General features: G+C 56.7%; 13 protein-coding genes. 8 read left to right on the top strand and 5 right to left on the bottom strand.

Going from position 1 to position 11,976, the window contains the following annotated elements; translation table 11 throughout:
- Nucleotides 1-160: 160 nt before the first annotated feature.
- Together SYNCC9902_RS12705 and SYNCC9902_RS06750 are read left to right on the top strand one after the other, a co-directional pair.
- Nucleotides 161-328, top strand: coding sequence for a hypothetical protein (locus SYNCC9902_RS12705; protein ID WP_198001724.1), 168 nt, complete (start codon nt 161-163; stop codon nt 326-328).
- Nucleotides 329-883: 555 nt separating this feature from the next.
- Nucleotides 884-1,567, top strand: coding sequence for a ParA family protein (locus SYNCC9902_RS06750; protein ID WP_011360132.1), 684 nt, complete (start codon nt 884-886; stop codon nt 1,565-1,567).
- Nucleotides 1,568-1,599: 32 nt separating this feature from the next.
- On the opposite strand, the gene SYNCC9902_RS06745 is transcribed toward SYNCC9902_RS06750, so the two are convergent.
- The 3 genes from SYNCC9902_RS06745 to SYNCC9902_RS06735 are packed head-to-tail and all read right to left on the bottom strand — an operon-like array spanning nt 1,600 to nt 3,923.
- Nucleotides 1,600-2,310 (bottom strand): hypothetical protein, encoded by a 711-nt coding sequence (locus SYNCC9902_RS06745; protein WP_041425436.1) that lies wholly within the window; start codon nt 2,308-2,310, stop codon nt 1,600-1,602.
- Nucleotides 2,310-3,125 carry a metallophosphoesterase family protein gene (locus SYNCC9902_RS06740; RefSeq protein ID WP_011360130.1) on the bottom strand — a complete coding sequence of 272 codons (816 nt, stop codon included), beginning with the start codon at nt 3,123-3,125 and terminating at the stop codon, nt 2,310-2,312. Before SYNCC9902_RS06740 ends, SYNCC9902_RS06745 begins: the two co-directional genes overlap by 1 nt.
- Before the next feature lie 15 nt (nt 3,126-3,140).
- Complete coding sequence (locus SYNCC9902_RS06735) at nt 3,141-3,923, bottom strand: ATPase (RefSeq protein WP_011360129.1); 783 nt, start codon at nt 3,921-3,923, stop codon at nt 3,141-3,143.
- A 223-nt stretch (nt 3,924-4,146) separates the two neighbouring features.
- Here SYNCC9902_RS06735 and SYNCC9902_RS06730 point away from each other — a divergent pair, with 223 nt between their 5' ends.
- The 5 genes from SYNCC9902_RS06730 to SYNCC9902_RS06710 all read left to right on the top strand — a co-directional run bounded on the left by SYNCC9902_RS06730 (nt 4,147) and on the right by SYNCC9902_RS06710 (nt 9,170).
- On the top strand, nt 4,147-4,863 hold the full coding sequence (locus SYNCC9902_RS06730; protein WP_011360128.1) for a class I SAM-dependent methyltransferase: 717 nt from the start codon (nt 4,147-4,149) through the stop codon (nt 4,861-4,863).
- A 14-nt stretch (nt 4,864-4,877) separates the two neighbouring features.
- Nucleotides 4,878-6,023, top strand: coding sequence for an NAD(P)/FAD-dependent oxidoreductase (locus tag SYNCC9902_RS06725; protein WP_011360127.1), 1,146 nt, complete (start codon nt 4,878-4,880; stop codon nt 6,021-6,023).
- 3 nt (nt 6,024-6,026) lie between these two features.
- Nucleotides 6,027-7,118, top strand: coding sequence for a type III polyketide synthase (locus SYNCC9902_RS06720; protein WP_011360126.1), 1,092 nt, complete (start codon nt 6,027-6,029; stop codon nt 7,116-7,118).
- A 117-nt stretch (nt 7,119-7,235) separates the two neighbouring features.
- The gene (locus SYNCC9902_RS06715; protein ID WP_011360125.1) at nt 7,236-8,414 is read left to right on the top strand and encodes a DUF4336 domain-containing protein; all 1,179 of its coding nucleotides are present in this window, start codon (nt 7,236-7,238) and stop codon (nt 8,412-8,414) included.
- Nucleotides 8,415-8,441: 27 nt separating this feature from the next.
- Entirely contained in the window at nt 8,442-9,170 is a 729-nt protein-coding gene (locus tag SYNCC9902_RS06710) for a 16S rRNA (uracil(1498)-N(3))-methyltransferase (protein ID WP_011360124.1), read from the top strand.
- 29 nt (nt 9,171-9,199) lie between these two features.
- Here the strand turns inward: SYNCC9902_RS06710 and SYNCC9902_RS06705 are convergent, their stop codons facing one another.
- Together SYNCC9902_RS06705 and lepB are read right to left on the bottom strand one after the other, a co-directional pair.
- Nucleotides 9,200-9,550, bottom strand: a complete 351-nt coding sequence (locus SYNCC9902_RS06705; protein ID WP_009789610.1) for a DUF760 domain-containing protein — start codon at nt 9,548-9,550, stop codon at nt 9,200-9,202.
- 48 nt (nt 9,551-9,598) lie between these two features.
- A complete protein-coding gene (lepB, locus tag SYNCC9902_RS06700) occupies nt 9,599-10,189 on the bottom strand; it encodes a signal peptidase I (RefSeq protein WP_041425432.1) in 591 nt (196 codons plus the stop codon).
- Between the two features lie 78 nt (nt 10,190-10,267).
- Between lepB and menD the strand changes: the two genes are divergently transcribed.
- Nucleotides 10,268-11,974, top strand: coding sequence for a 2-succinyl-5-enolpyruvyl-6-hydroxy-3-cyclohexene-1-carboxylic-acid synthase (gene menD, locus SYNCC9902_RS06695; protein ID WP_011360121.1), 1,707 nt, complete (start codon nt 10,268-10,270; stop codon nt 11,972-11,974).
- Nucleotides 11,975-11,976: the final 2 nt, after the last annotated feature.

Genomic DNA, 11,976 nt, shown 5'->3' with positions numbered 1-11,976 from the left:
TGGCCCCCAAAACTATCGATCTGTCTCATCAACAGACTCCTTCTGATTGATCAGGAGTCGTCTGAAACGCTTGGAGTTGGATTCAATGCTGCGCACTCTTTTAAGTCTGCTTGGCTTGACGGACCTTGCACCATGGGAATGTTCGCTCTGAACTTTTCCGATGTCCAACGTCCGTGACATGGTCAACACGCATCTGCCTGTTGTCCTCAACGTTGTCAACACAGTTGCCCTCGTTGTTATCGCTCTCTCCAGCCTCTGCGCCGCTGACTCGCTCAAAGAGATGTCAGGTAAGAGTGCAGCGCCAGCCGCAGTCACCGAGACCAACTGAATCTGCTCGCCAAGGGGGCACTTCGCTCCCTTTGACACAAAGGGGTGACCTGATTGGTGGTGCAGCATTGCAGCCATTGAATGCATCGCTGGTGTCCCGTACATCCCATTGGGAGAACGGATCTTTCCCATAAAAAAGGGAGGTCTCCCCAGACCTCCCCACGCTCGACGCCGTCACCCCTGCGGTGACGATGTAATTGTTATGCACTGGCTCAAGAACCCTTGTAGGGATGAGTACAAAATTGCTGCTGGGTTAGGAGATCAAAAAAAGACCTCTGGGGAATCCACTCCCCAGAGGTCTTGCCCGCCCTCTCATGACGTGGGTTAACTCTCTTTCAATCAACTGGTTTTGAGCATGAGGAGAACCGTCTGAACGGGTCGTAAAGACCCACCAGGAACGTAGACACCTTGAAGTTGTGCCATCAAGGTGAACATCATTTTCATTCTCTAGGTCTCAATCTCAAGGGGAATGTGCCGTGCCCTTTGAATTCTCTTATCGCCCTCTTGCGCGCATCAAATAATGAGGTAGAAGTGGTTATCACTGTGAAATCTCATTGTGTTTGTCACAACTTTTGGGCAAAAAGGTGGCGTAGCTAAAACCTGTACCAGCATTCACCTTGCAGCGCATTGGGCGAATGCTGGCCGGTCGGTTGTCCTGGTTGATGCGGATCGGAATCGATCAGCCACCGCCTATGCCTCAAGAGGTTTGCTTCCTTATGCAGTTGTTCCGATGGAGGCAGCGGCAAAAGCAACAAGAAGTGCCGATATTGTGGTGACGGATGGTCAGGCCAGTAGCAACGAAGAAGAGCTGAAGAATTTAGTTGAGGGTTCGGACTTTATTGTTCTTCCGACGACTGCACAAAGCCGATCCATTGAGCTCACTGTTGAAATGGCATGCATGCTGAATAAGTTCGATATCCCTTATGCAGCACTCATCGTGAAGGCCGATACAAGGAAAAAATCATCCATTCAAATCGCTAGAGAAATCTTGGAGGGCTTTGATATTGAGGTTCTTCGCACGGAAATCCCGCTCTTAAATGCGTTTGAAAATGCGGAAACGGAGGGTGTCACTGTTGATCGTGCCGTTACAAAAAATGGACGCTCTGATCGGCGACGAATGTCTGGGTTTTATGCCTATTCGAAAGCTTGTGATGAGATCGAATTACTGATGCCGCATCGGAAAGTCATTCCGATGCCAATCGGTTGGAATGTTTCGCGATTAGAAGATCGTTGCGCCTAGTCGCATCGCGTTCAGCATGCTTGTGCGCGGTTTCAGCCAAAGCCAAGGTTCGTTAGTCGTGATCTCAGGGCAGCGCTGAGAAATTCAACACGATCGCTGGCCGGGTCATACAAGGTGTAATTCTCTCCAGATCCGATTCCGATCACACTGCGTTTGGGCACTGCTTGTTCGCGTTGTTGTTCGCTTCTGGGATCTTTCACTTTGGACTGAATTTGGCCCCCTGTGAGTTGCAATCGGAATTGCTGGCCACTGCGAGCGGTGAACAGTCGGTTCACATCCAGGCGTGTTAGTCGATCCAAAAGGATCAAGGGCGAGGTGGTTTCTTTCAACGGATCACCAACATCAGCTGAGCTGCCATGGATCAGTCCACAGTCCAGTTCGATGAAGCCGAACTGCAGCGATGCCAGCCAGTTGATGTGCTCCTTGCTTACGGCTTCACGCAGCTGGTGCTTCGTGGTTGCACCGTCAGGATCGGATCGAACCTCTGCCTTTTGGTCACCGCGGTAGCCGTAGTCGACCAGTAGTTGCTCTTCCCACCATCCATAAATGCAATTGGGCTGTAGATCACCGCGCTTGGGTCGGCGTAATCGTGTTAATAGCGCGTCGCAGTTGCGATCAGGACTGATCATGTCGCCCAACACAAATAAATGTGCCGCGCCGCGCTGTTTTTTTATGTCGGCTTGGATCTGCTCGTAGAGATCAAGATCCCCACGCAGTCCACTCACTAGGGCCCAGCGTTCCATCATCGCTCGCACACGTGGCTGGCATCTTCGGCGCGCTCGGCATATTCGAATCCATGGCTCAGTCGCCAGGCAAACACGTCGGGCAATCCCGCCTCCACAATCGCCCTGCAGGTTTTGGCCACGTCATAGTCCACCTCGCGAATGCTTACGTTGCCCGTGTTGTCGTCATGGACGACGTAGGTGGCCTTGGTCGTGCCGTGCCTGGGTTCTCCGACGGAGCCAGCATTCACGATGCGGCGCATCGGCAGTGTCATCTCCTGTTCAGTCGCGGGCCCATTGCCGCGTTGCTGCACGCTGACGCGGATTGAACCACCGCTGAGTTCCCGCACATAGGGCTGATGGGTATGACCACAGAACAACGTTTCAGCTCCTGCCGTTTCCACCCGCTCCAATGCGGCAAAAGCATTCATGTCGGGCAGCAAATACTCGTGCTGGCTATTCGGACTTCCGTGTACGAACAGCAACTTGTCCCTACGCAGGGTGATCGGCAATGTCGCCAGGAATGCTTTGTTGTTGTCCGTTAAACGGTCCGCTGTCCAGTGATGGGCTTGATGGCCCCGCCGTTCGGCCAACTGTGAGGGATAGCTGCATTCACAGGCGTTGAGGCCATCAATGATGTCTTCATCCCAGCAGCCTTGGCAGGTGGGGATGGCGCGCTGCTGCACGAGTTCCACCACTTCATTGGGCTGGGGGCCATAGCCAACCAGGTCGCCGAGGCATGTGATGGTTGTGATGCCTTGTTGGTCGATGTCGTCCAGCACGGCTTCGAACGCCGCGAGGTTGGCATGCAGGCAGGAGATCACGGCGTGGGCCATCGTCAAACAGGGGGATTAAAGAGTGGGTTGAAGATTGGGTTGTTGGTCGCGCAGCGGGGCCTGTTGAAGCTCCAACACGTCGTCGCTCAGTAGGCAATCCTGGATTGTGCTTTCGATCCCTGTGGGAATCAGGCCCTTTCCCTGGATCACGAGGTGGGATAGACCATTGGGCCTGCCGGTGGGCGTCGCTACCGCCTGTAAAGGAAGAAATTGAGACCCCGATTGGCTCACCATCCAGTTGCAGAAAAAAGAGCGCCCATCCGGCATGTTCATCAGGGCCTTGGCGCGATACACGTCCCCATAGGCGCCGTTCACCAACTCGAACCAGAAGCTGCTGAGGCTGTTCGGATCCCAGACGCAACCCTGAAGCGCGAGGTGCCAGGCTTCGAGCTCGGTGAAGTCCAGCGTGTCCTGTTTGGGTAGGTCTGGATCGATGCCGAAATGCAGCGTTCGATCTGGCGTGAGGTTGAACCGCTGCAGCTGCTGCTTGATTTGCGGATCAAGTCCGTCTCCGCTCTGAGTTGACGAAGAAAACTGTTGGGCCTCAATCAGCACGAGACGATCGTCTGAAGGCACCGATGAACTGGGGGCTGAGCCAGACCAATCCTCCAGCTGGGGAATCTGGTCCATCAACCAGCCTTGGTCGATGCCTGCGTTATGGCCCAGCCCCAACTCTTCATGGGCCGCCCCGTCGAGTCGCAGATAAGCGCAGGCACCCCCGTGGTTCAGCAGGGTTTCGCGGATCCAATTGGTTTTTCCGCAGCCAGGTGGGCCCGTGATCAACCAGGTCTGCTGCATCGTGAAAGGCTTCAGTCGGCGCTCCGCCCCAGGGCTAGGCCGGAGTGGGAATCATTCTCAGTATGGCTGTTCAAATGATTCTTGCGGCTGAATCAAATGATCAGGTCAGCAATGCCGAGCAATAGGTTCTTTGCCCCCTCCAATAGACGTTGCCGGCAGCTCCGACAAAGCCTGCGGCCTCAATGCCGTTCTACTTAGGTTGTTCACACAAGAGTGATGGCATATGTCGTTGGGCTGGACCTCGATGCAACGTGATCGGCGGCCCGAAGTCATGGATCAGCCGGGGCTTGATCCTGCAGAGCATGACCGCGCTCTTCAAGGTCTTCGTCGGATTAATGGAATCAGTCGCTGCGTGCCAGGGCTTTTTCGTCAAGTTGAGGCGCTCGCATACGAGACACCATCGACTCAGCTGAGTGTGCTGGAGCTGGCTTGCGGGGGAGGTGACACGGCGATTGAACTTGCTGCGCTCGCCCGAAAACGCGATTTAGATATATCGGTTCAAGCCTGCGATCTGAATCCTGAAGCGGTGCGGATCGCCCGCCGCAATGTGGCCAGGTCAGACAGCAACGTTGGTGTGTTTGTTGCCGATGCTCTTGACGCGTCTGGGTCCAAACAATTTGACGTGGTGTACTGCACACTTTTTGTTCACCATCTCGATCCACCCGATGTGGTTCGACTCCTTACAGGGATGGCAGCTAGGGCTCGTCGACTTGTGATTGTTGACGATCTGATCCGAAGCCGTCTTGGTTATTCCTTGGCTTGGATGGGTACGCGACTGCTGAGCCGATCTTGGGTGGTGCATCACGATGGCCCAATATCTGTGAAGGCGGCTTTTACTCCCACGGAGATTCTTGACCTCGCCTCTCAGGCTGGTTTGCGCGACTTTGGTTTGGAACGGACCTGGCCTGAGCGTTATCGGCTCTGCTGGAAACCCCACTGAGATGCAGAACTGAGATGCAGAACAGTTGGGACGTCATTGTGATTGGGGCAGGAGTTGCCGGTGGCTTGGCTGCCTTTGATTGCGCACGTCGAGGCTTGAGAGTTCTGCTCGTTGAGAAACGCTCCTTCCCCCGCTGGAAGGTCTGTGGTTGCTGCTTTAACGCCAATGCCTTAGCAGCACTCACAGCCTCAGGCCTCCCGAACGTCTTTCGTGATCAAGGTGCTGTGCCCCTCGATCAACTTCGTCTTGGTTGGAGTGGTAAGTCGCTCAACCTTGAGTTGCCGGGCGGTTGGGCACTCTCGAGGGAGCGCTTCGATCAGGCTTTGGTCGACGCGGCTGAGGCTGCTGGTGCATCAGTGCGCTTTCAAACCAGTGCAGTGCTCGAGGAGATCACTCCCGGTGGGCGAATGGTGCGATTACGGCCGCCGGGTGATGCACCCGTTAAACGAATCAGGGCCCGTGTCGTTCTCGTTGCGGCCGGTCTGCAACACCAAGTGATGTCTCCAACTCATGCGGCCAGCTCAAGGAGCACGCCGCAATCGAGGCTTGGGGCAGGCTGCCTTATCGATGATGACAACGGCTCTTATGCGTCTGGGGCGATTCACATGGCCATTGGCCAGCGTGGCTATGTCGGATTGGTTCGACGTGAGGATGGTGCTCTCAACCTGGCTGCTGCTTTCGACCGCGCTGTGGTCAAGTCGTCTGGCGGTGTGACTCGGGCGGCAGAAGAGGTTCTTAGTCAAGCCGGCTTCCCCTTGCCGCGAAGTTTGGAGTCGTCTCGTTGGCAATTAACTCCTGCACTCACCCGTCGGGCTGGTTTGTTCGCAGGAGATCGCTTTTTGTTGCTTGGCGACGCGACCGGTTACGTGGAGCCGTTCACCGGTGAGGGCATGGCCTGGGCTCTTGCTGCTGGGGCGGCGGTTGCTCCATTTGTGGAGGAGGCTCAGGGGGAATGGTCAGCGGATCTCGAGCGGCGCTGGCAAAGGCGGTTGGTGGATCTGACGATCAGCCGTCAACGTGTTTGCAGTGTGTTGTCGACGTTGTTACGACAACCGCTCACGACAAATGCGTTGTTCAGCATCGGGTGCCAATGGCCTTCCATTCCGCAGCGCGTGATTAGCAGTCTCAATCAGGTGTCCCCCCTGATGGCGAGCTCCTAATTCATGCCTCTCATCCTTCACGGCATTGGTACGGCGGTGCCAACTCGGCGACTGAGCCAGACAGACGCGGTGCAAGTGGCGCATCGGATCAATGCTGAAACCCCTGAGCAGACAAGGCTGTTGTCGCGGATTTATCAGAAAACCAAGGTGCTCAGCCGTGGAAGTGTGCTCCTCGAAAAGGATGCAGACGATGCCACGATCCAGGAGCGTCTCAGTTTCTACGGCGCAGAAAGCCCTAGTACAGCCGAACGGATGCAGGCTTTTGATGATTACGCCGGTGGATTGGCTCTTGAGGCCGCTGAAAAAGCGCTGAGCGATGGCGATATCTCATCAGCGACGATTACCCACCTCGTCACCGTCAGTTGTACTGGTTTTCAGTCGCCTGGTGTTGATCTGTTTTTGATGGACCAGCTCCAGCTATCGCCGAGTGTTCAGCGCACACACGTCGGTTTTATGGGATGCCATGGCGCCATGAATGGGTTGCGTGTTGCCCACGCCTTTGCCGAGATGGATCCCAAGGCCGTTGTTCTGCTTTGCGCTGTTGAGCTTTGCAGCCTCCATATGGCCTATGGCTGGCACCCAGAGAAGGTTGTTGCGAATGCTTTGTTTGCCGATGGGGCGGCTGCCGTTGTCGCCACTGCCAATCCTTCCCCTGTCCATCAGTCTTTGGCGTTGCGACGCAGTGGCTCGATGGTGATTCCTAATAGTGCAGATCTCATGCACTGGGAGATTGGTGATCACGGTTTTGCAATGGGCTTGTCGCCCCTCGTTCCTGAAACGGTTGGAGCGGCCTTGTTGCCTTGGCTGCGAGATTGGCTCAACGATGTGGATATTGAGCTTGAGGCGGTGACTACCTGGGCCGTGCATCCCGGTGGCCCCAGGATTCTTTCGACCTGTTCCGAGGTTCTGTCGCTGGAGCCGAACCGACTGCTCGATTCCAGAGCCGTTCTCCAAGATCACGGCAACATGTCGTCGGCAACAATCCTGTTCATCCTTGAGCGGTTGCGTCGGCGCTCGACTGCTGGACCATGTCTCGCACTGGCCTTTGGCCCTGGTCTGACCGCCGAGGTGGCGCTTTTTGATCGACAAATGTGATTTTCATCTGATGACGTTGATATGGGTGTCGCTGGTGAACCAAGCCTGTCTCCATGGTCAGGGGCATGGCCCAGTCGGATGGTTTGGAGCCTGCGGGAGAATTGGAGAGATCCGAGGGTGTCTGTGCCTCAACCCGGTTCATTGACAAGGGCAGATCAGCGCTGGCCTTGGTGGCCGCTGCTGCCGCTGTATCCCTACGGCAAGCGAGCCACCCATGTTGAAGAGCTGATCCCAGGCCAGGTGTGGAGCTTTGAGCAGCTCCAGGGCGTTTATTACGTGGCTGTGCCGATCCGACTCACCGTGGTGAAGGTGCCAGGCGGATTGATGTTGATCAACCCTTTGCCCCCCACGGCGGAGTTATGCGCCGCCATCAGAGAGCTCGAAGTCGAGCATGGTCTCGTCTGCACGATTGTGCTGCCCACCGCTTCTGGTTTGGAGCACAAATTGCCGTTGCCGGCGCTGGCGCGTGCGTTCCCAAAGGCCGAGCTTTGGGTGTGCCCCGGGCAGTGGAGTTTTCCGGTGCAACTTCCGCTGAGTTGGCTTGGCATTCCTGCGGGACGAACTCGAGTGCTTCTCGATGATGGTGTTCCCCACCCCGACGTTTGCGATTGGATTTCGCTGGGACCACTGGACCTCGGCGTGGGTCGCTTTCAGGAGATCAGTTGTTTGCACCGCCCGTCCGCTGCCCTGGTGGTGACGGATGCATTGGTTGGCATCGCGGCCAACCCACCCGCCATTTTCGATCGAGATCCAACCCCCTTGTTGTTTCATTCCCGCGAGCGGGGCGATGAACCCTTGGCCGACAGCCCGGAGGCCCGTCGCCGGGGCTGGGCTCGATTGGTGTTGTTTGCCTCCTATTTGAGGCCCGAACCCTTGGTGGTTCCCTCGATTGCGAATGTTTTACGCCATGCGATGAAGCCTGGCTTGCGTTCCGCCCGCACCCATTTCGGCCTGTATCCGTTCCAATGGGAGCCCGATTGGCGTTCGGCTGCCAACGCGTTGATGGGGGAGCAGGAACCCCACCTTCAGGTGGCGCCGGTGCTCGAGCGATTGGTGTTGCCGCGGGCTCGGGCCACGCTTTTGGCTTGGTTGGATCAACTGTCGCAACGTTCTGAACTGCGTTGGCTGGTACCCGCCCACTACAGCGCTCCGCTCAGTTTCACCCCTGAGCGCATCCAAGAACTACGCGGCCAATTAACCCAACGCGATTGGGCTCCCAGCACCGGTAGTTGGGAATTTCTGGGTTCGATCGATCAACAACTCCTTGATTTAGGGGTTGTTCCAAAGCAGATCTAGAGCTCGCTTGCGTGGTTCCATGATCTGATGAATATCATCCTGCTCTCACCAAAGGATCACTGGCTGGATGATCATTCAGTGTTGCTTTGTGATGAACGTGCCATCCATATTTGCGATGTTTTGAAATCAACTGTTGGTGACCAACTGCGGGTTGGTTTGAGAGATGGCCTGCAAGGCCAAGGCGAGGTGACGTCGATCCAGAATGGTGTGGTGCACTTAACCGTTGACCTTCACGATCCTTCTCCGCCGCGCCATCGTTTTGATCTTGTTTTAGCCCTGCCTCGGCCCAAAATGCTGCGTCGAATTTTTCGTTCTATTGCGGAATTTGGTGTTCAGAATCTCTACTTAATCAACAGCGCCAGGGTAGAAAAAAGTTATTGGCAGAGTCCATTATTGAAAGCCGATGCAATTGATCAAGCCTTGGTCGCTGGTATGGAACGGTCGCGGGATACCATCGCTCCGCGTGTTCATTTGTGCCCCCGATTTCGACCGTTTATGGAAGATCGGCTAACGCAGATTTGCGCTGGACGCCCCTGTTGGATTGCCGATATGGAAGCCCCAGTCGCCTTATCGGATTGCTCATCAACCCCTGCTGTGGTGATGATCGGGCCCGAGGGTGGTTTTGTTCCGTTTGAAATCCAATTGGCGGAAAAAACAGTCGCCCAACGCGTCAATCTCGGCACTCGAGTTTTGAGCGTTGATACTGCCCTTACAACCGTTCTTGCCCAAGCGCTCCCAGGTTCAAACGAGATCTGAAAGTGGTTGCCCTTAAAGAAGGCAAACCATCAAAGATTGAGTTCGTCGTCGTCGACTGCCATTTGCTCATCAGCAAACAGGGTTTCTTCCAACTCCTTGCGCTGCTCCATTTGACGCAAGAAATACCCTGTCATCATTGCGGAGGCCAGCATGTTCGCGAGGTTGTCGCGATTGGCCGTCACCTTCACTTCAAAGTGCTCTCCAGGCAACACACCCAGCAATCCTTGAACGTTGTGCCGAATGATGTCTTGAATATCGTTGCTGGCTGATTTGGCGACACGTTGAAGTGTGTCGGGGGACTGATCCTGCAGGTACTGAATCAGGCTGTTTCCCGCTTGTCCGTCACTGTTGTCTGTGGCCAGGAACTCGGGGTTAAACATCCCGTGTGCTCTGCATCCGTGCCCAGACACTAACCCAAGCCCTTGGTTTCAACCGCGATCTGAGGTGGCGGAGAACCGTATCGGACCGAACCGTCTAAGTGGCCAGTACCGCCAAATCGCGGTGCCGATCACGTTCTGTTCCGGCAGCGTTCCCCACAGATGGGAATCAAGGCTGGCATTTCGGTTGTCGCCCATGACCCAGAGCTGATCTTCAGGGACGGTGATGGCTGCCATGGCGTAATCCATGTTTTCCGACAGCCAGGGTTCATTGACGGGCTCTCCATTGCGGATCAGCACGCCCCCCTCAACGGCCACGACATCTCCGGGGAGGCCTACCAAGCGCTTGATCAAAGCCGCATTGGCGTCGTAGCCCGAAGCAATCAAGGCCTCGGGCGGTTCGAACACCACCACATCATTGCGATGCAGGTGTCTGTGTTGAATCCGCTGAACGCGTGGACGCACTTTCTCCACCAGGATTCGATCTTGCAACTGCAGCGTGGGCAACATCGATCCGGATGGAATCCAGCGCGGTTCGAGCACATACCACCGCAACAACAGGGCAAGCACGGCCCAGAGAATCAAGCTGCGCCAGAAGCCTTTGTTCTGATCAGTGTTGGAAGGAGGCGTGGGATTGGTCATCGTTGACCGAAGATCACACAAGCTTGGCCTGTTCCCCTGTCGATTGCCCGCGACAACCTCCATGCCTCTCTAACCCTGTTGCAGGGATTGATCGAGCTTGGTTTGCGCCGTTTGGTGCTCTGTCCTGGGAGTCGTTCTGGATCGTTAGCGACAGCAGCAGGTTTGCTGGCGTCGTCCGGGCAGCTCCAGCTCAACACTGCCATTGATGAACGGTCGGCGGCGTTTCTGGCATTGGGTTTGGCCACCGCTGGTGGCTCTGCCGTGGCAGTGGTGACCACCTCGGGAACGGCGGTCGCCAATCTGCTTCCCGCTGTGATTGAAGCCGATCGGTCTTGTCAGCCGTTGCTCGTCATCACCGCCGATCGTCCGATCCGACTCAAGGCGTGTGGCGCCAATCAAACGGTGAATCAGGAGGATTTTTTGCGTCCCGCCTGTCGCTGGTGTGGCAATGGTGCCCCTGAGGGGTTGCATGCCATGGCCTCCCATGCCGTGCTTGAGCTCGCGGCTCTGGCCTGGAGCCAGGCCCACGGGGCTGATCAAGCGGCAGCGGGCCCCGTGCATCTCAATCTTCCCGTGGAGGAACCGATCCATGCTCCGCTTCAGGAGCACCAGCCCCTGCTGGATGCCGTCTTAGCCAGCGACGAAGCATCGCTTTTTCCCCTCCAGCCGTCGACGATCCAATCCAATCGCGATGTCCCCCGATTGGATCCATCGCGGCCGGGTGTCGTCATTGCTGGCCCATGGCGTGGTCTGGCCCAGGATCTGTCCGCCCATCAGCAGGCCGTTCGCTCTTGGTTGGTGTGCAGTGGATGGCCTCTTTTGGCCGATCCCTTGTCTGCTCTGCCCGTCGAGCTGCCAGGACGATTGCACCATTGGGACCTACAACTCGAGCAGCTCATCAGCCCTGAGCCCTTGCAGGTGTTGCGGCTGGGACCGTTGCCCGCGAGCCGACGTTTAGAGGTCTGGCTCAAGCGCAACGCAGGCGATCAAGTGCTGATCACAGAGGGTGAGCCGCGCTACATGGATCCCTTGGGGTTGGCTACGCAGTGGAGCGGTGGACTCGCGGCGTGGTGTTGTGCGCAGCCGTTGGATCAAGCTTCGCGGCCACTATCGGCAGACCATTCGGCTTGGTTGCGGCGCGACCAGGCGTTGGGACTTTGGCTGGAAGAACAGTTGGTGTCCGAGGGTCCGGTTTCTGAACCCGCCTTGGCGTTTCAACTGGCAGACCTGTTGCCGCCTGGCCTTCCGGTGATGCTTTCCGCCAGTTCTCCCGTGCGCGATTGGCTCACCTGGAGCGGCCGATCCGGCAGCGACCGCCGTTGTTTCAGCTTTCGCGGGGCCTCCGGCATCGATGGCACCTTGTCGTTGGCCATGGGACTCGCCCTCGAAACGGGTCCGATGCTGCTAGTGACGGGCGATTTAGCCCTGCTTCACGACAGCAATGGTTGGCTACACGGCCAATCGGATGGCCCGCCACTGGTGGTGCTGCTAATCGATAACGGTGGCGGTGGCATCTTCCAGCAACTCCCGATTGAACAAGCTTCACCGAAGCGGTTTGATGCGTTGTTTGCCATGCCCCAGCGGGTGAATCCGATCGCCCTGGCGGCGGCCCATGGTGTACCAGGTCGCTCCATCGCGGTGATCGACGATCTGCCTGAAGCGCTCTCCTGGGCCTTGGCTCAGCAAGGTCCGGTGTTGCTGCGGGTGTGCACGGATCGCCATGCTGATGCTGCATTTCGCCGCAAGCTTCGTTCGGCTGCCCAGAATGTTGAGCCTGGGGTTTAGGA

Source organism: Synechococcus sp. CC9902, assembly GCF_000012505.1.
Classification (GTDB): Bacteria; Cyanobacteriota; Cyanobacteriia; order PCC-6307; family Cyanobiaceae; genus Parasynechococcus.
Note: the sequence above shows the minus strand (reverse complement) of the source record. Positions and strands in the feature narration are given on the sequence as shown.

Coding starts and splice junctions, on each gene's coding strand:
- SYNCC9902_RS12705 (WP_198001724.1), top strand. CDS start 161: ATGTCCAACGTCCGTGACATGGTCAACACGCATCTGCCTGTTGTCCTC.
- SYNCC9902_RS06745 (WP_041425436.1), bottom strand. CDS start 2,310: ATGGAACGCTGGGCCCTAGTGAGTGGACTGCGTGGGGATCTTGATCTC.
- SYNCC9902_RS06740 (WP_011360130.1), bottom strand. CDS start 3,125: ATGGCCCACGCCGTGATCTCCTGCCTGCATGCCAACCTCGCGGCGTTC.
- SYNCC9902_RS06735 (WP_011360129.1), bottom strand. CDS start 3,923: ATGCAGCAGACCTGGTTGATCACGGGCCCACCTGGCTGCGGAAAAACC.
- SYNCC9902_RS06730 (WP_011360128.1), top strand. CDS start 4,147: ATGTCGTTGGGCTGGACCTCGATGCAACGTGATCGGCGGCCCGAAGTC.
- SYNCC9902_RS06725 (WP_011360127.1), top strand. CDS start 4,878: ATGCAGAACAGTTGGGACGTCATTGTGATTGGGGCAGGAGTTGCCGGT.
- SYNCC9902_RS06720 (WP_011360126.1), top strand. CDS start 6,027: ATGCCTCTCATCCTTCACGGCATTGGTACGGCGGTGCCAACTCGGCGA.
- SYNCC9902_RS06710 (WP_011360124.1), top strand. CDS start 8,442: ATGAATATCATCCTGCTCTCACCAAAGGATCACTGGCTGGATGATCAT.
- SYNCC9902_RS06705 (WP_009789610.1), bottom strand. CDS start 9,550: ATGTTTAACCCCGAGTTCCTGGCCACAGACAACAGTGACGGACAAGCG.
- lepB (WP_041425432.1), bottom strand. CDS start 10,189: ATGACCAATCCCACGCCTCCTTCCAACACTGATCAGAACAAAGGCTTC.